Genomic DNA, 16,608 nt, shown 5'->3' on the forward strand with positions numbered 1-16,608 from the left:
TCACCTACCTAGTTTCTTCGTTATAATATTCTATTACCTTTGTTTTAATATTTTCAAAGAATTCACCCATTCCTATTGAATTTAATTCTTTTTCAATCTCACTATCATTATCTAATATACCTTTTATTAATCCAATTGAAGTATTAGTATTTATACTATCATCTAATTTTAGAATATCTTTTATTGTGTCCACTTTAAGTTTGTTTTTCTTTATATTCACCTTGTTTTCAAAGAAAGGATTTTTAATATCATAAACTCCGCCAATTGCAAATAATGGGGTTAAATTTTCTCTTCTCCCTTTTATATCTCTATATAAAAATTTTAAAGTTTCAAGGAGCCTATTTACTCTATCCGACTTAACACTGTTATCTATTTCAATATTATCATTTTTATCTATTCCAACCTTATCTAAATCAATAGTGATGGTATATGCATAATAAGACTTATGTATCTCACTTTGAGCAATATTACCTCCATCTTTAGCTTCTTTTACCTGTGAATTATATCTATCTAGTAATCCTTTATTAGTTAAAAAATCTAAGTCTGCATTGAAACTTTCTAGAGCAATTGCATTAGAAAGTCTTGCCACTGCTGGGCGAGTCTTTGTAGGTTTTTGAGTTTTCATATATCCGAAAAGATCAATTTCTGCATAATCTTTTATATTAGCTTCTGGAGCGAATTGAATAACAGAACCATCGAGACCTAATGGTGTATTATCTTCACCCATTTGGCTTATAATGTTATATCTTAAAGCTTGCCTTGAAATATAACTATAGCTTTCTCCTGTGTCTCTTGATATTTTCTTTAATGACGTTACATTTCCTACCCCTTCACCATAATTTGCGCTTTCAGCCTCAAATATAAATGTGGCAGTTAATCCCTTTTTATTCATTAGCTTTTTCCTCCTTACATAAACTTAATTTCCCTTTTTCTCCTTGTAATCCCAATATAAAGGCATACCCTACAGTTTGAAGCTTATTGTCACCTTTAAGTGAATCTAGTAATATAACCGGAATTTGTTTCCCAGCATACATGTAAGCGTTTAGAATTGTATCCATAAATCTATTTTGATTCTTTGTTTTTAAAGCATTAAGAAGCCTATAACATATACCATTCATCTTATTGTCAGCTTTTTTATTTTTATAGACTTCTTTTAAGTCATATCCTAATTGCTGAATTTTATCTATATCCTTATAATAAACTCCTTGTTTACCCATAATGCCTCCTATAAAATCATTATTAATTTTTATAATCGATTTAACATACCCTAATCTATTGAATTTTCCATTTAAATTTAATACTAAAAGATCATTTATAATATCAAATTGATTTTTATTATTATAAAGTCTTCCAATAACTTCTCTATAAATATTTATATATTCATTTGAAGAATTCTTAAACGTTCCTTTAATTAATACATTTAATGTTTTTCGATGATTAATTATAACTTTAAGTTTGTTTTTTGATAGCACATTAAATGTATATGGTCTTCTATTATTACTATTATCAAGCTTAATAATTTGAATATTGTCTATTTCTTTTGATGATCTTTCTACTTCACTTTGTTTCAAACTGTTAGCTATCATAAGATAACTTTTATCTTCAAGTTCTTCAAAGCTTGTATTATTATCAATAGAAGTATTATTTACCTTTATTATATCTTCCATAGAGGAATTTTCATTTATAAATATCCCTTTATCCCTAATTACAGTGAATCCCGCAGGTATACAAGAATATACTAAATTACATATAGGACATATAAATGAATCTCCATAAAAGTTCCAAAAGTGAGATGTCTTTCTTGACATATCTACACCCATTTTATTAATCCAAGTTAAATCATAAGAAGCTGGTTTAGATAACTTTGAAATAGGAGAATCACAGCTAAAGCATTTATATTTATATTTAGTCTTATCTTCATTTAAATAAGTTGAAGTATTGTCAATAAAGTATTCTTTAAAATTATCATACATATTCTTTGTATTATTAGATGTATTCAAAAAACTTACGCCTGACCAAAATTTATCTATTACATCATATATAATATTTTTAGCTAAAATTATTTTCTTTACGCCATCTTTTTTTAGATAATCAATTATAAATTTTATATTATTTAATTGTTCTATAACATCAGGCATAATATCTTTAAAATCTTGATTTTTACCCTTTTTAATCTTCTTAAGTTTTTTTTCTTCCTTTAGCATATCTACATTGTCATTGTTAATGATTATATATGCACTTTTAAAACTGTTTTTTTTAAGTCTATCTTTTGCATACTCAATATAATCATTAATCCTTTTCAAAGATGCATCGTTCAGAGGGCATTCCTTTAAATTATCAATTTCACACTCAAAGGAAACAATTCTTTGCCAAGAAGTAAATGACCTGTATTTATCTATAAAATATTTGAAATATTTTTCCTCAAAGTTTTCAAGTGCCTCTTCTTTAAATTCTATTATATTTCCAGTCTTTTTAACTACATCACCTGATGACTCTAGTATATTTGCTATTCCCACAACACCTGCATTATACAACCAATCCGAGAGTTCAAGCTTTATATTACCTATCTTTCTCACCTCCTATCATATAACTTCAATCATTCCAAATCCTTGGCTCCTCTTAAATCCAATCCCAAGCATATAAATATCCTTTAAATCATTAACATCACCTTCAAGCTGAAACTCACCAGCATAACTGTTAACATAATAATAAGGTTTACTTGTATTTTCTTTAAAGGCTCTTATATCCTGTTTCACAACTCTTTTCTTCATACTTTTAGATGGTGTGAATTTTAATTCTTCCTTCAATCCAAAACCCCTATAGCTTTCAAGAGTCTTATTTACTATGTAATTAAGCTCTTTAGTAAAGTTCTCATCCTCAATTTCTAAAGCTCTATTATTTTTGTCTTTAATATGAATTGGTGATAATGTAGTAAATGTTACCACTCTACTGTTTATAATTTTCTCTTTGACTAAAGTAATTCTCACTTTGTTAAGATCAAACTCTTTATAATTGAAATCTTTAATTTTTAATAATCCATTATAAAGATTAACCATAAACTCATAATTAGGGGAGCTGAAATTTATGACTACCTTGTCTTTTATGAGAAATATATCCTCCTTTTTTTCATATCCTTTTACATATACTGAAAAACAAAAATCTTTTGTTTCTTTGTTTGATTTCCCAGTTTCAAAATTATAAAGTTTATTAAAATAATCTATATCTACGCTTCTTAATGCATCTTTAACAAGACTTACCCCAAGCATCTGATATGATACGGGAAATTTATCTGTTTTGTACTCACAGCTTATCCTCATCTATATCACCTCCTTTATAAAAATTAAATATCATATAAATATTATTAGAATTACACCTCAATAGTTAAATGCCTCTTAATTTAATTATAGTATGATTCCATGACTTATATTGGTTGGAATAAAAGTATTTGTTAGGTTCTTTATTTTTCAATTATATATCTACTATAGGTTGTATAATTTCATAACCTTTTGAACTTCTTTTTTTATCTGCTCTTTAAAGTCCGATGGCTCTATAACCTCAACATCACTACCCATACTTAATATCCAACTTTTAATTTCAGTAAGTCCATTCATTTTTGCCTGAAAAATAATATAATTGCTGTCTTTAAAATCAGTAATCTTCTGATCTTCAACCCAAAGCTTTTCCTTTACTATCTGTGCATAAGGATAATATACTTTAAGCTTAAGATTAACCTCCCCATCTTTGAATATTCCAATACTATTTTTCATATATTCCCTGATATTAAAGTTTTCATCTTTCTGGAATCTCTCATCAAGAGTTTCATATTTTTTTATGCGTAAAATTTTAAACTGCCTAATCTCTTTTCTATATTCACAAAATGCAACAAAATAAAGAGACCCTTTATATTGAAAAATACCATAAGGCCTTACCACTCTTTCCTTTATTTCATTTTTTAATGAAGCATACATAACTTTGATTTTTTTATTCATTATAATAGCTGCATGTATATCTAGCCAAGCTTTGTACTCTTTTTCGTAATCAAAATTAGATTTAATACCTTTAATAAAATAATCTGTTTGGAAATCATTTTCAAATTGTTTTTCCTTAACAGCGTTTATCTTTTCAATAATCATTTTAAAATCTTCATAAAAAAGAAATTCTTCATACTTAAGTTGATTTTGTGCCATAATCAAAGAATTATATTCTTTATCTGTTAAATTCAAACCTAAAAGATAGTCTTTTCCTTCAACAATATAACCTCCATATCTTCCTGGAATTGACGTTATGTATATACCTGCCTGCTCAAGAGATTCTTTATACCTTATAATTTGTCTTTCATTAACCTCCAGCTCTCTTGATAATTCACTTATTTTCATCTTTCCTCTGCTTTTAAGCAAAATAAGCATCTTCAAAGCATTACCAACCTTACTCATAACCAACCTTCTTCTATATTTTATATTTTTTTCTAAGCACTTTTTAAATAATTATCTGTAATCATTTATATTTATTTCATATATTTATAAAATTCTACATATTATTTAAAATTCCTTTTTAATTTTAAACTCTTTATTCTATAGCTATCTAGCTTTCAACCCCTTACATTACACAAATCATTACCTATACCACATTTACTTATAAATATTTATTAATGACACACTAAACATTGTATCTATTGTTAAAATAAAATTTGCTCAATCTATTGCACTTGCTCTTAAATTTAAGCTCGCAAGTGAGATCTTGAAAACTGTTGTTATTAGAGAGATGGATGAAATTTATGTTCTAGGCGCTATAATAGATATAAGAGTTATACTAACTTTTGTTATCCACTGGGAAATAAAAGCTGCTGAAAAGGATGGTTAGATGAGATTAGATGATTTATAAATGAGTCTTCAAATGAGATTGTGAATTCACAAACTCATTTGAAGACTTTTTGTTTTAATCTTACTTTCGTTTATCAAACTAAAATATACATTGTTAAATATATTTACATAAAGAAAGTTTACTTATAATCTATATTATTAATTTCCTAAATATCTAAAACTATATCTTGAAGCTTTCTTTTTGGCACATAATGATTGCCTTCTCCATCTCTATAGTATTTAATATCTCCCTTTAAATCTATATCTTCAAGGATTACATTTTCCTTTGGGGTACCTAAGGCAATTACCATTAATATTTCATAATTTGAAGGTAAATCTAAAGCTTTAGAAAGCTCTAACCTATTAACTGAGCCAAACATACAACCTCCAAGTCCTTTTTCTACTGCCCCTAAAAGTATATTTTCAGCTGCTATACCATGATCCCAAAAATAATTATTACTAATTTCTTTATCTTGAACCATGATTATATAAGCTGCTGGCCTTTCTCCTTTTTCCGGACCATGCCACTCCTTAAGATATCCTGCCCATTTTATGTTGTCAAAAACTAATTTATTTTTCTCTTTTGTATTGGACAGTACATATTTAAGGCTTTGGAGGTTACCACCTGAAGATGATATTCTCGCTAGATCAATAAGCTCCATTAAAACCTCTTTTGAAATACTTTTTTCTTCATAAAATCTTCTGTAAGTTCTGTTTTTTAATATTAAATCTTTAATCAATTAAAATTCCACCCTTCTTATAATTATATTGTTTATATGTTTTGTGCATTTTTTGCTTTATTTATTTCTTGGTTATATTCGTATAACTTTATATTAAAACTATATTGTATGAATAAATACACTTTTCTAAATTATACTTAACTTACAATATATCATCAACTAATATTCTATTTTTAAATGACAAGATGCTTCAATACTTCTTTGCTCGTGTTGGTCCTCCTGCTTCTTTGTTAAATGAGAAGAAATTTCCTGTATCAGCATCTTTTAATCCTAGCTTTTATGTTCCTCAAATACCTTGCTTAAGATTATCAGATTCAAAACTTAAAAAAATCATTAAAAACTGTGGACAAGCAGCTGCTGATGCTAAAGAATGCGGACTTGATGGAGTTTATCTTCATGGACACGAAGGATATCTTTTAGAGCAACTTACAAATCCTGCATTTAACCGTCGTAAAATGGGACCCTATTCTGACTGGCAGCGTTTTGGTATTGATGCTGTAAATGAAATAAGAAAAAGGGTTGGTAATAATTACCCTATCATGTACCGTATTGACCTTTCTCTTGCACTTAATGAAACTTACGGGTCTAACATGGATAATATAAAGTCTTTAAAGAAATTTAAAAACGGAAGAACTATATCAGATACCTTAGATTATATGGAAAACTTAGTTAAGGCCGGTGTAGATATGTTTGACGTGCACCTTGGTTGTTATTATAATTGGTGGCTCCCACATCCTCCGCTGTTATGCCTGCAGGTTGTTTCCTTGACATCTCACGTATTGTTAAGGAACATTTTAAGGCAAAGGAAATTAAATCTAATGTTAGGTTAGAAGTTCCTGTTGTAGCTTTTGGTAAGCTTAGCTATCCTGACCTTGCTGAAACAGCTATTAAAAATGGCGAGTGTGATATGGTTATACTTGCACGTCCATTACTAGATAATCCTGAATGGTGCAATAAAGCTTATGCTGATAACGTTAAAGAAATCATTCCTTTAAAGAAATGCCTAATTTAAAAGTTACCTTTAATACTGAAGTTACCACTAAGTGGTTAAAGGATAAAATCACCTACTGTTGTCCAAAATATCTTATTTGCGTTCTTTAAATGAACTTATTTTAAAGAAAGACTCTAAGTTTGAACTAGGTGGAAGTTACAAACCTGCAGTTAATTATCAATGTGTAACTACCTTAGAAAGCTTTGTTAAAAAAGATGAGATTTTGCTATATGGTAAGGATTTAAGTGAAATAAGCACTGATGTTTCCTTTGCTAGATTAGCTTTTCTTCAAATAAATAATCTAGAGGATGATGATACCGCTTATAAAGCAATTAAAGAACTAGAATTCATTAAATATAACATGAATTTAGACGGTTATATGATGAGAGCTTCTACCATGGACAAACGAGAGCAAGTTAGAATTGCGAAAACCGCAATAAATAGCAGCATCTCCTTTGAAAAGGTATTATTTTTATAAACAAAATCTAACTTATCAACCATCTCTGGTAGGCTATATAAATGAATATGATCTTGAAATTCAGTTATATCTGAAAAATCATCATTATATCCCCATGACCAATCCTGAGCATGCAAATATTGAATCCATTTTGCTCCTTGTGCAGCTTCAGTAATAGCTTTTAAAGCTGCTTGTTCTGGATCTAACCTACAAGCTGCACCACAGGATGCAGACTTACCCTTAGCCGAATTGAATTTTTTCACAGAAAAAATAACTGGAATATCTAAATCAGTTGTTATATCTATTAATTCATAAGTTGCATTATCACATTGTATTTTTTCTTCTATGATATTTTTTAAAAATCTAGAGTCTCCATATGGATTAATAGTTGGCATAGAAAGTTTATTTAGCCACATTATAGATATGGAATCTCTTTCTACAGCTTCATATATTCCTCCTAGAACAGCACTTTCAAAACTAATACCAGCAGATAAACCAGTTGATATACATGGTGAAATTAGTTTTTCATAGACACTTGCAGTATATGGTAAATATACAAATGATGCAGGAACATATACTTTCTTATTTGAAATCAAAGACTCTCCTTCTACCCAATTAGTTTTAGTATCACAATCATATTTTTTATATAAAAAATTGTCTGCTGAGTATTGCGAGTTTGAAAATAATGCCCACCTTTCAGGTTCAATAGCTTTTCCTTTTAATTCATTATAAGATGCATACACTAAATCTTTTGAATCATAAATAGAACTACAATATCTTTCTATAGATTCTCCAATTGCTGCTGCCATAGCAGCATTTCTGGTTATTCCTGCTCCACCATTATTTGAATGACATTTGTTGAAATTATGGTATTTAGATGTATCTGCCATCTTTGTTGTATAAAAATACAATTTAGGATCAAAATTTTCATTCATTATTTCTATGCATTCTTGTATTATTCCAGTTCGTTTGCTTACTACACTTTTGCTTAATTCAATTGCAAGTGCAGCTTCATTATAATTACTATTATTCATATTAATCGCCCCCCTCTATGGCAAATAAACCGCATAAGGCTCAATAAATGGCTCATGTTCTAAGTCACTACAGTCACTGCATCTAGGCATCTTAAGCACTGTATCTAAATTTGTTTCTAATGATAAAACGTCAAAGGTGATAACCCTTGATAAAGTTACTGGACTAAATATTTTAGTTATAAATTTAATTACTTCCCAAGTTAAAAAAGATGCTGAAATAGAATAGAATAAATCTAAAGTTGATACATGCATTTTTTCACTATTTAATTCTTTATATTTTTCAAATGCCATTTGTTCATCGTAAAAACTTAAATTACCATTCAACCTATTTTGAAAACATGTGTAACAGGCTGTTTGTTTAGGAACTATCAATGGTCCAACTTGGAACCTCAGTTCTCCTGCTCTCATACTAATCCAAGGCTTATTATGATTTATGCATAGCTTATTTACTTTTTTATGCATTGATTGCACTGAAATATCTTCCGATAATATTACAAAGTCGACCTCTTTAATCATTTCTTCTAATGAAGTATCGTCAAACTTTTTAGACTTCACTATATTGCATTTTTTATTTATATTGTTAATTATTTTTTCAACAACTTCACATCTTGATTTGTTTAGATCATCTTCTTTATATATAGTTCCAATCATGTCAACGTTAACATCTCTTCCATCAAACAAAAACATATTACCCATTCCATTTTCTACTAATGTCTTTGTTATATGAGATCCAGAATTACCTAATCCAATTACTAAACACTTTGAAAATTTAAGTTTTTCTAATATCTTATACTTATCTACAGTTGAAGCATTTGGTAATACTCTTTCTGAAAATAATGAGAAAAAGTTCAACTCTTTATTAAATAATTTTATTTCATCTTCACTTAATTTACTTTCGTATTTACATTGATTATCCTCTATAATAAAATGCTCCTTAAGTAATAAAATCGCTTGATTTATAACTTTCTCTGTGCAATTGCTTAATTTAGCGTAGATTTCTTCTAAATTGGTTTCTCCATTTAATAAAGGTAAAAGTTCAGGTAATACTTGTGTAACAGCACTCCCTTTTAATAACATAATATTTTCTTGACTACTTAATTGAATCATTTCATCAGTTAATGGAATAATATTGATATATGCTTTTAACAAAGGTTTTCTAGGCAACTTACTCATTAATAATTCCTCCTAAAAACTTATTCATTTTTTTTAAAATAAAATTTAATAACAATAGTTACTGGCCATAAAGCTATACCTATAATTGGATAAACAGCCCAAAAGGTATCCTTTACTAAAACGTAATTAAACACTAATAAAAATACAGATAATATTAACCATGTTATTATACTTATTTTTACATCTAATTTATTACTATTTATTTTGCTTTCATCATTTCTTTTAATTTTCATTTTAATCAATTCCATTAATGGCCATGTAGAAAAAGCTCCTATTATAATAGCAAATAATAAGGTATCTATAATATTTTTAAACCTCAAAATGGCTATTATAGAAATCACTAATACTTCATATAGTAATGATTCTATAAACTGCTCATTTTTTTTATTAACTATAAACATTTTAATACATCTCCTACTATAAATTTATTTCGTATATGTCTCCAAAATACTTTCCTTTTGCTATATCTGCTGGCCCTACACAATATTTAATAGTTGTGGGTTTTATTTTGAAAAATAAAATGTCATTTGAATATATCCAATACTTTGAATAAGGGAATATATTTTTTAAAATTCCACAAGCTTTAACTTTTTCTTCTTTATCATCCATTAATTTGACCTCTCCAAAAAATTGTATAAACTCATTTATTGAATTATCATCTATTGTACATGCTGCAAGATTATTTCTTAGTAATACCTTTCCTTTATTTGTTTCACTAAATGTTGCAAAATATAAATCAAACTTATCTGATTTATATTTTATTTTTGAGGCATAAGGCTTATCGTTATGACAGGTGGCTATAGTTAAATACTCATGATTAGATAAGTATTCCAATACTTTTTTTTGTATACTTTCATCTACCAAATAACCTCTCTCCCCTCATAAATATTACTAAACAAAGCATATAAATTATTTATAGTTATTTACTTTTTAGCTAACAAGTTGTACTAGTAGATGTCGATCCACAACTTGTTGATGTACTACAACATCCTGCAAACGTTGCTCCTGCTGTAATGTTTATCTCATCATTCAATTCAATAATTTCTAATTGTAAACTATCAATGACTTTATTATCTAAATTTATACCTCCATTACCAATTCCCTTTATACTGAACATTCAATCACAATTTATATGCTCCGTTTATTATATTATAAACTTATTAACATATATTGTAAATTACTTTTATCATTTATTCACCATATTACACTAAATATCTCAGTACGAATAAACCGACAATTTTAACAACACCCCTTATGTAAAATCATGCAACATAATAAAGTTAGAGTATAATTAATAAAATATATTTATAATACGAATATATTAGAGGTGGCTGAAATGGATAAACTTAAATTTGAAGGACTTGCTCCACAGGGAAAAATTAATTATATGGTATGCTTCTTTAATCTTGATATGAAACTTGTAGCTAAAATGTATTCTTATCTAGGTAAAAGATTTGACAATATGGAAAAGGATACAAGTTTATAATGGAACTTTATGATAGCATTATAAAAAATACTATGGATTTATTATCAGACTCTACTCCTACAAACTTATCAGTATCAAAAGACAACGCATAGCCTATGGGTTCTTTAAATAAACTTATTTTAAAGAAAGATTCTCAGTTTGAACTAGGTGGAAGCTATAAACCTGCAGTTAATTTTCAATGTGTAACTACCTTAGAAAGCTTTGTTAAAAAAGATGAGATTTTGCTATATGGTAAGGATTTAAGTGAAATAAGCACTGATGTTTCCTTTGCTAGATTAGCTTTTCTTCAAATAAATAATCTAGAGGATGATGATACCGCTTATAAAGCAATTAAAGAACTAGAATTCATTAAATATAACATGAATTTAGACGGTTATATGATGAGAGCTTCTACCATGGACAAACGAGAGCAAGTTAGAATTGCGAAAACCGCAATAAATAGCAGCATCTCCTTTGAAAGTGTAGGTAATGCCTTTATTAACAAATATAAAGAAAACCCTTTGGTTAAAGCTGTAAAAATCATTTTCATTACTTCTGACATGCCAATATTTAAGAACCTTATATCAAATGCAGAAAAAGTGGATAAAATTACACTTACATTAAATCATGTGTTAAGTAACATGAACCTTGATTGTCACAGTTGTAACTTAAAATCCATTTGTGATGAAGTAGAAGGAATGAGAGAATTACACTTTAAAAATTCTAAAACAAGTAATTAAAGTAAAAGTAAAAGCTAGACAATATTTTAAATCATTGTCTAGCTTTATTTTTAGGCTATGTTTAATAACAGTGTTGATAATATGATAATTTTTAAGGGAAGCCATTGAGGGCTTCCCTTAATAGATGTTTTACGAATATTCCGGAGATAGATCGCTTCATTAAAAAAGTTTAAATTTATAATAATTGTTCAATTCGATTGAGAATAATTAAAGCCTCTTCCTTTCTTTCATTATTGTTATTTAGATTATAGAAGTATTTTTTACATTTGTTTAAATTAAACAAATAATCTCTTTTGCATTTATGCACTTCAAGAGAAATAGGAATATCATTATCTTTCCAAGTGATATTAACATATGAGTGGTCAAAGGCAAGACCATATTTATCAATTAAGTATGAATACTCCTCTTGCATCCTATTTATTTTTTTAAAGTGTTCTTTTGCTAATTCATCTATATCATCATTCTCATCAAGCTTTAAAAAGTCTGGGTCATAATAAAAATTTCTACCATTTGATTTATGAAAGTTTTGTCTTTGAACATTATATGCGATATGAAGTTTGTCCAATTTTATCCTTTGCAAAACAAACATTGGAGTGTCTGCGTTATCAAATAAGGCAAAGTGAATTTTAGGAACAAACTGTGGAAAAATAATTTCTTGCAGTTTATGTGACAGGAAGTCTACTTTTGAAAATGGATATACTCCGTCATTATCTCTGTGAACTTTCGCTAAAATCAATTCATTTGATAGACAGTAAATTTCTTTTTCATGGGCTTTAACTGCCAGTTTACCCTTAGATAAATCAATTTCATCTAAATTAAGTGATTTTGAAAGGAATGATGTCTCGGTTTCATAAAAGTCACTACATTCAATAAACATTTAAAATCCTCCTTGTTACTTTAGATAGTGTTAACACCATCTTTGTTTTATTTATTTAAATCCTTGCTATTGCAAGGGTTTGTTCTATTTTAAACCTAAAAAACAATGCCCCCCTCTTTTCTGATATAATTGTTATATCTAACCCAACAAAGATCTCCAAAAAGGTGAAGATTTTAATTCTCCACCTTTTTATTCATATGAATTCATCTTTTTATTTTATACTCATAAAATACACATCTAGTTGTTATATATATTTTAAATATATATCCAAGATTTTATCTAATTCTTCAATGACTAAATTAATAAAATCTTTACTATTATTCGTAGTATGTGCCTTATCTAATGCACTATAATATTTTAATCTATTTTCCGCTTTGATTATTATAGGTGGATAGCCATTTTTCATAAGTTCTAAATTCAAGAGTAATCTTGAAGTTCTACCATTTCCATCAATAAACGGATGTATTCCAACAAAAATTATATGTAGCATAGCTGCCTTTTCTACAGGATGAATTTCTATACTATCATTATATCATTTAATTAAATTTTCCATTTGTTCTTTAATTAAAAAAGACTCTGGTGGAGTATGTTTTGCCCCCTACAGTTATTCCCTCTAAAACCACTTTAGTTTCTAATATGGTTAATGTATTTCCTTCAATTGCATTAGAATTGTATGTCCACTCTAAAAGCAAGTTTTCCCTTATGCTTTTTAAGGTGTACGGTGGAAGAGGCCTTTTATTATCCAACAACTTCTTTTTTCTATCTATTTCTCTAAACATAAAATCCCCCTTCAAATTTAATCCTATATAGAAATAGTATAGCAGTTAACTGCAAATTACCATACAATTTTATTTTTATTATTTTGTTCACTTTTAATATTAATAGCCACATAGATATATAAAAAGGCCAACTCAGGAGTTTTGTCCTTGAGCTGGCCTAAATTTAGGTTACTTTATTGAATTTATAATACTATCAGCAAGATCATTCATTGAATCTATGTCATGTTCTTTCATAGTGGAGTTAATTGACATTTCATTATCTAAAATAGTCATTTCTTTCATCCCATCTAAATGTTCACGCATAAGCTTTCCAGATTTAGGTGCCCATGAGCCATTTTCTATGATAGCTACGTTACGTTTTTGAAGATTTAATGCCTTCATATCCATTATATAATCTAGCATTGGTGGATAAATATTTAAGTTGTAGGTTACAGATGCAAGAACCAAGTTGCTATATTTGAATGTATCAGAAATCAAATATGAAACATGAGTTTTTGAAACATCATACATAACAACATTAGTCATTCCTTTTTCCACAAGCCTTGTTGCTAAGTTATAAGCTGCAGATTCTGTATTACCATACATTGTTCCATAAACTATCATTACACCTTTTTCCTCTGGTTCATAAAGGCTCCATTTGTTATATTTATCAAGCAAATATTCCAAATCGTCACGCCACACAGGACCGTGTAGTGGACATATAATCTTAATGTCAAGACTACTAGCCTTCTTTAATAAGGCTTGAACGTGTGGCCCATATTTACCTACAATATTTGTATAATATCGTCTAGTATCATCAATCCAATTAGAGTCAAAATTAATTTCATCTTTAAACAACTTGCCATCTAAGGAACCGAAAGCTCCAAATGCATCAGCTGAAAATAGAACGCCGTTGGTAGTATCAAATGTTACCATAACTTCTGGCCAATGTACCATTGGAGCAGACATAAATATAAGATTATGCTTTCCAAAGGACATAGCATCCTTATCTTTAACTTCTATTACCCTACCATCTACATTAAATCCAAATTGCCCCATAAATAAATAAGCTTTGTTACTACATATAATCTTCATATCAGGATAACGAAGAATAAGCTCTTCAATACCTGCCGCATGATCTGGCTCTACATGGTTTACTACCAAGTAATCTAAAGTCCTATCTCCTAAAACTTCTTGAATATTTTCAAGAAATTGCCTACAAATTGACCAATCCACTGTATCAAAGAGTACGGTCTTATCATCTAAAAGTAAATATGAGTTATAAGATACTCCTCGTGGAATGGGATGAATATTTTCAAAAAGAGCTAGTCGGCTATCATTGCCACCAACCCAATAAAGATCCTCAACTATTTTTCTAACACAATGCATAAATTAAATCCTCCTTCTCTCTAAAGCACATTATTATGTTTACTTATAATAACGATAATTAAGCTTCTATAAACATATTTTTTTCTTCACCACAATCAGGGCAAGTCCAATCTTCAGGTATCTTTTCAAATAATGTTCCTGGAAGTATTTCACCTTCAGCATCACCCACATTAGGATTGTATTCATACCCACATCCCTTACAAACATGATGTTTTAATGTTGAATCTACTTTGTTTTGAACCTGTCTTTTCATCTTCTTCATTGGTGGCGCTTCCTTTTTTGCTTCCCCATTATCTAAAGCAGCTGTAAGCAATGGTAGAACCTCCATCAAGTCTCCAACAATACCATAATCCGCATTCTTAAAAATTTTCGCATTAGGGTCTATATTTATAGCTACAATTGTAGATGCATCCTTTATACCTTTCAAATGTTGGCCTGCACCTGAAATTCCGCAAGCAATGTAAAGATTTCCTTTAAACTTTTGACCTGACATACCAACATAACGATTTAATGGTACATATTTAAGGGTCTCAGCTACAGGACGAGAAGAACCTATGGCAGCACCAGCTTGCACTGCTAGCTTTTCTATAAGCTTCATGTTTTCTTTTTCCCCTATACCAAGGCCTACGCTAACTACTCTTTCGGCTTTACTTATAGGAGTATCAAGAGGTATTCCAACGGTAAAGTCATAGCCATCTTCCTTAAGAGCTTTAATAAGAGCATCAACTGATTCTTTTTGAGTTTTTTCCTTGAATATTACTTGCTTACGATAACCCGTAGCAGGTACTTTCTTAGAAGATCTACTTGTGTTTTCATTTTTTGGCATCTTACCTATTATATGAGATGATATAACTAGACGCTGAATCTCATTAGTTCCTTCGTATATTGTACAAATTTTAGCATCCCTATAAGCCCTCTCAACTTCCATACCTTTTAAATAACCGCTTCCCCCAAATATTTGAAGAGCGTCGTTAACAATTTCAAGGCAAACATCAGAGGCATATTGCTTTGCCATAGCTGCTTCCATACTATAATGCTCATGATTTTGTTTCATCTCTGCTGCACTATAAATAAGAAGTCTTGCTGCTCTAAGCTTTGTAGCCATATCCGCTAGCTTAAAAGCGATGATTTGTTGCTGACAAATAGGCTTACCAAATTGAATTCTTTCTTTTGAGTACTCTAATGCATTTTCATATGCACCTTGTGCTATACCAAGAGCTTGAGCTGCAATACCAATACGTCCACCATCTAAAGTAGCCATGGCAATCTTGAAACCATCCCCTTCTTTACCTAGCAAGTTTTCCTTAGGAACTTTAACTTGGTTAAAAATAAGTTCTGCAGTGGCAGAAGAACGAATGCCCATTTTGTCGTAATGTTTGCCAAAGGTAAAGCCTTCAAAGTCCTTCTCTACAATAAATGCACTAATACCACGAGTGCCTATATCTGGTGTGGTAATTGCGAAAACAATATAAGTTTCAGCCTCACCTGCATTAGTAATGAAGATTTTTTCACCATTTAATATGTAATAATCTCCTTCTAAAACAGCAGTAGTTTCAGTACCCCCAGCATCACTTCCAGCATTTTCTTCAGTAAGACCGAAGGCTCCAATCTTCTCTCCCTTTGCCATTTGAACTAAATACTTCTTTTTTTGTTCCTCTGTTCCATAAGCAGACACTGGGTATGCACCTAAAGATGTATGAGCTGAAAGAATTACACCTGTACCACCATCAACTCTTGACAATTCCTCAACAGCAATGGCATAACTGATTATATCAAGTCCGGCTCCACCGTACTCTTTACCATAAGGAATTCCCATCATCCCAATATCAGCTAACTTATGAATAGCTTCTGATGGAAATTTATTTTCCTGATCTAACATAAATGCAATAGGTTTGATCTCTGCTTCCGCAAATGCTCTAACCTTCATCCTTAACTCTTCATGTTCTAAAGTAGTTTTAAAAAACATATTTCTACCCCTTTTTAATCAATACATTTTAATTAATATATTGTATGAAATTTGATATCTTATGAATTCTATAATATGTTTAGGTTTACATTTATTATAGGCCTTAAATCTTTGTATTTCAACTCTAACCAAACTTCTAAGTTCATAAATTAAATTTAA

General features: G+C 29.4%; 20 protein-coding genes. 5 read left to right on the plus strand and 15 right to left on the minus strand.

The window, feature by feature from the left end:
- Positions 1 to 4: 4 nt before the first annotated feature.
- The 4 genes from cas7i to BV55_RS0112265 all read right to left on the minus strand — a co-directional run bounded on the left by cas7i (position 5) and on the right by BV55_RS0112265 (position 4,433).
- Positions 5 to 892, minus strand: coding sequence for a type I-B CRISPR-associated protein Cas7/Cst2/DevR (gene cas7i, locus BV55_RS0112250; RefSeq protein ID WP_029453106.1), 888 nt, complete (start codon positions 890 to 892; stop codon positions 5 to 7).
- Positions 885 to 2,576 carry a type I-B CRISPR-associated protein Cas8b1/Cst1 gene (gene cas8a1 / locus BV55_RS0112255; protein ID WP_051652499.1) on the minus strand — a complete coding sequence of 564 codons (1,692 nt, stop codon included), beginning with the start codon at positions 2,574 to 2,576 and terminating at the stop codon, positions 885 to 887. Before cas8a1 ends, cas7i begins: the two co-directional genes overlap by 8 nt.
- Positions 2,577 to 2,582: 6 nt before the next feature.
- Positions 2,583 to 3,317: a CRISPR-associated endoribonuclease Cas6 gene (gene cas6, locus BV55_RS0112260; RefSeq protein ID WP_029453108.1), complete on the minus strand. Its 735-nt coding sequence runs from the start codon at positions 3,315 to 3,317 to the stop codon at positions 2,583 to 2,585.
- 162 nt (positions 3,318 to 3,479) lie between these two features.
- Positions 3,480 to 4,433, minus strand: a complete 954-nt coding sequence (locus BV55_RS0112265) for a helix-turn-helix transcriptional regulator (protein WP_051652500.1) — start codon at positions 4,431 to 4,433, stop codon at positions 3,480 to 3,482.
- A 247-nt stretch (positions 4,434 to 4,680) separates the two neighbouring features.
- Here BV55_RS0112265 and BV55_RS15415 point away from each other — a divergent pair, with 247 nt between their 5' ends.
- Complete coding sequence (locus BV55_RS15415; protein WP_278246652.1) at positions 4,681 to 4,860, plus strand: DUF1622 domain-containing protein; 180 nt, start codon at positions 4,681 to 4,683, stop codon at positions 4,858 to 4,860.
- A 166-nt stretch (positions 4,861 to 5,026) separates the two neighbouring features.
- Here the strand turns inward: BV55_RS15415 and BV55_RS0112275 are convergent, their stop codons facing one another.
- On the minus strand, positions 5,027 to 5,599 hold the full coding sequence (locus BV55_RS0112275) for a nitroreductase family protein (RefSeq protein ID WP_029453111.1): 573 nt from the start codon (positions 5,597 to 5,599) through the stop codon (positions 5,027 to 5,029).
- A gap of 227 nt (positions 5,600 to 5,826) precedes the next feature.
- Between BV55_RS0112275 and BV55_RS14930 the strand changes: the two genes are divergently transcribed.
- Positions 5,827 to 6,429 carry an oxidoreductase gene (locus BV55_RS14930; RefSeq protein ID WP_278246647.1) on the plus strand — a complete coding sequence of 201 codons (603 nt, stop codon included), beginning with the start codon at positions 5,827 to 5,829 and terminating at the stop codon, positions 6,427 to 6,429.
- Between the two features lie 258 nt (positions 6,430 to 6,687).
- Entirely contained in the window at positions 6,688 to 7,068 is a 381-nt protein-coding gene (locus tag BV55_RS15600) for a hypothetical protein (RefSeq protein WP_198023220.1), read from the plus strand.
- On the opposite strand, the gene BV55_RS0112285 is transcribed toward BV55_RS15600, so the two are convergent.
- The 5 genes from BV55_RS0112285 to BV55_RS0112305 all read right to left on the minus strand — a co-directional run bounded on the left by BV55_RS0112285 (position 6,966) and on the right by BV55_RS0112305 (position 10,371).
- The gene (locus tag BV55_RS0112285) at positions 6,966 to 8,081 is read right to left on the minus strand and encodes a YcaO-like family protein (RefSeq protein WP_029453113.1); all 1,116 of its coding nucleotides are present in this window, start codon (positions 8,079 to 8,081) and stop codon (positions 6,966 to 6,968) included. The two genes, BV55_RS15600 and BV55_RS0112285, sit on opposite strands and share 103 nt — an antisense overlap.
- Before the next feature lie 15 nt (positions 8,082 to 8,096).
- Complete coding sequence (locus BV55_RS0112290) at positions 8,097 to 9,254, minus strand: TOMM precursor leader peptide-binding protein (RefSeq protein ID WP_029453114.1); 1,158 nt, start codon at positions 9,252 to 9,254, stop codon at positions 8,097 to 8,099.
- A 20-nt stretch (positions 9,255 to 9,274) separates the two neighbouring features.
- Positions 9,275 to 9,655: a hypothetical protein gene (locus BV55_RS0112295; RefSeq protein WP_029453115.1), complete on the minus strand. Its 381-nt coding sequence runs from the start codon at positions 9,653 to 9,655 to the stop codon at positions 9,275 to 9,277.
- Between the two features lie 16 nt (positions 9,656 to 9,671).
- Positions 9,672 to 10,118: a pyridoxamine 5'-phosphate oxidase family protein gene (locus BV55_RS0112300; RefSeq protein WP_029453116.1), complete on the minus strand. Its 447-nt coding sequence runs from the start codon at positions 10,116 to 10,118 to the stop codon at positions 9,672 to 9,674.
- Positions 10,119 to 10,188: 70 nt separating this feature from the next.
- Positions 10,189 to 10,371, minus strand: coding sequence for a hypothetical protein (locus tag BV55_RS0112305; protein ID WP_029453117.1), 183 nt, complete (start codon positions 10,369 to 10,371; stop codon positions 10,189 to 10,191).
- Between the two features lie 219 nt (positions 10,372 to 10,590).
- Here BV55_RS0112305 and BV55_RS15605 point away from each other — a divergent pair, with 219 nt between their 5' ends.
- On the plus strand, positions 10,591 to 10,740 hold the full coding sequence (locus BV55_RS15605; protein WP_157469660.1) for a hypothetical protein: 150 nt from the start codon (positions 10,591 to 10,593) through the stop codon (positions 10,738 to 10,740).
- Between the two features lie 95 nt (positions 10,741 to 10,835).
- Complete coding sequence (locus BV55_RS0112320) at positions 10,836 to 11,459, plus strand: hypothetical protein (protein ID WP_029453118.1); 624 nt, start codon at positions 10,836 to 10,838, stop codon at positions 11,457 to 11,459.
- Positions 11,460 to 11,634: 175 nt separating this feature from the next.
- Here BV55_RS0112320 and BV55_RS0112325 read toward each other — a convergent pair whose 3' ends face one another.
- The 5 genes from BV55_RS0112325 to BV55_RS15420 form a co-directional block, all read right to left on the minus strand.
- Positions 11,635 to 12,336: a hypothetical protein gene (locus tag BV55_RS0112325; protein ID WP_029453119.1), complete on the minus strand. Its 702-nt coding sequence runs from the start codon at positions 12,334 to 12,336 to the stop codon at positions 11,635 to 11,637.
- A gap of 244 nt (positions 12,337 to 12,580) precedes the next feature.
- Positions 12,581 to 12,826 carry a Fic family protein gene (locus BV55_RS15925; RefSeq protein ID WP_290441072.1) on the minus strand — a complete coding sequence of 82 codons (246 nt, stop codon included), beginning with the start codon at positions 12,824 to 12,826 and terminating at the stop codon, positions 12,581 to 12,583.
- A gap of 70 nt (positions 12,827 to 12,896) precedes the next feature.
- A complete protein-coding gene (locus BV55_RS15930; protein WP_341349706.1) occupies positions 12,897 to 13,115 on the minus strand; it encodes a hypothetical protein in 219 nt (72 codons plus the stop codon).
- A gap of 168 nt (positions 13,116 to 13,283) precedes the next feature.
- On the minus strand, positions 13,284 to 14,483 hold the full coding sequence (locus BV55_RS0112340; protein WP_029453120.1) for an FprA family A-type flavoprotein: 1,200 nt from the start codon (positions 14,481 to 14,483) through the stop codon (positions 13,284 to 13,286).
- 58 nt (positions 14,484 to 14,541) lie between these two features.
- Complete coding sequence (locus BV55_RS15420; RefSeq protein ID WP_084170561.1) at positions 14,542 to 16,449, minus strand: acyl-CoA dehydrogenase family protein; 1,908 nt, start codon at positions 16,447 to 16,449, stop codon at positions 14,542 to 14,544.
- Positions 16,450 to 16,608: the final 159 nt, after the last annotated feature.

It is taken from the genome of Clostridium algidicarnis (assembly GCF_000703125.1).
Taxonomy (GTDB): domain Bacteria; phylum Bacillota; class Clostridia; order Clostridiales; family Clostridiaceae; genus Clostridium_L; species Clostridium_L algidicarnis.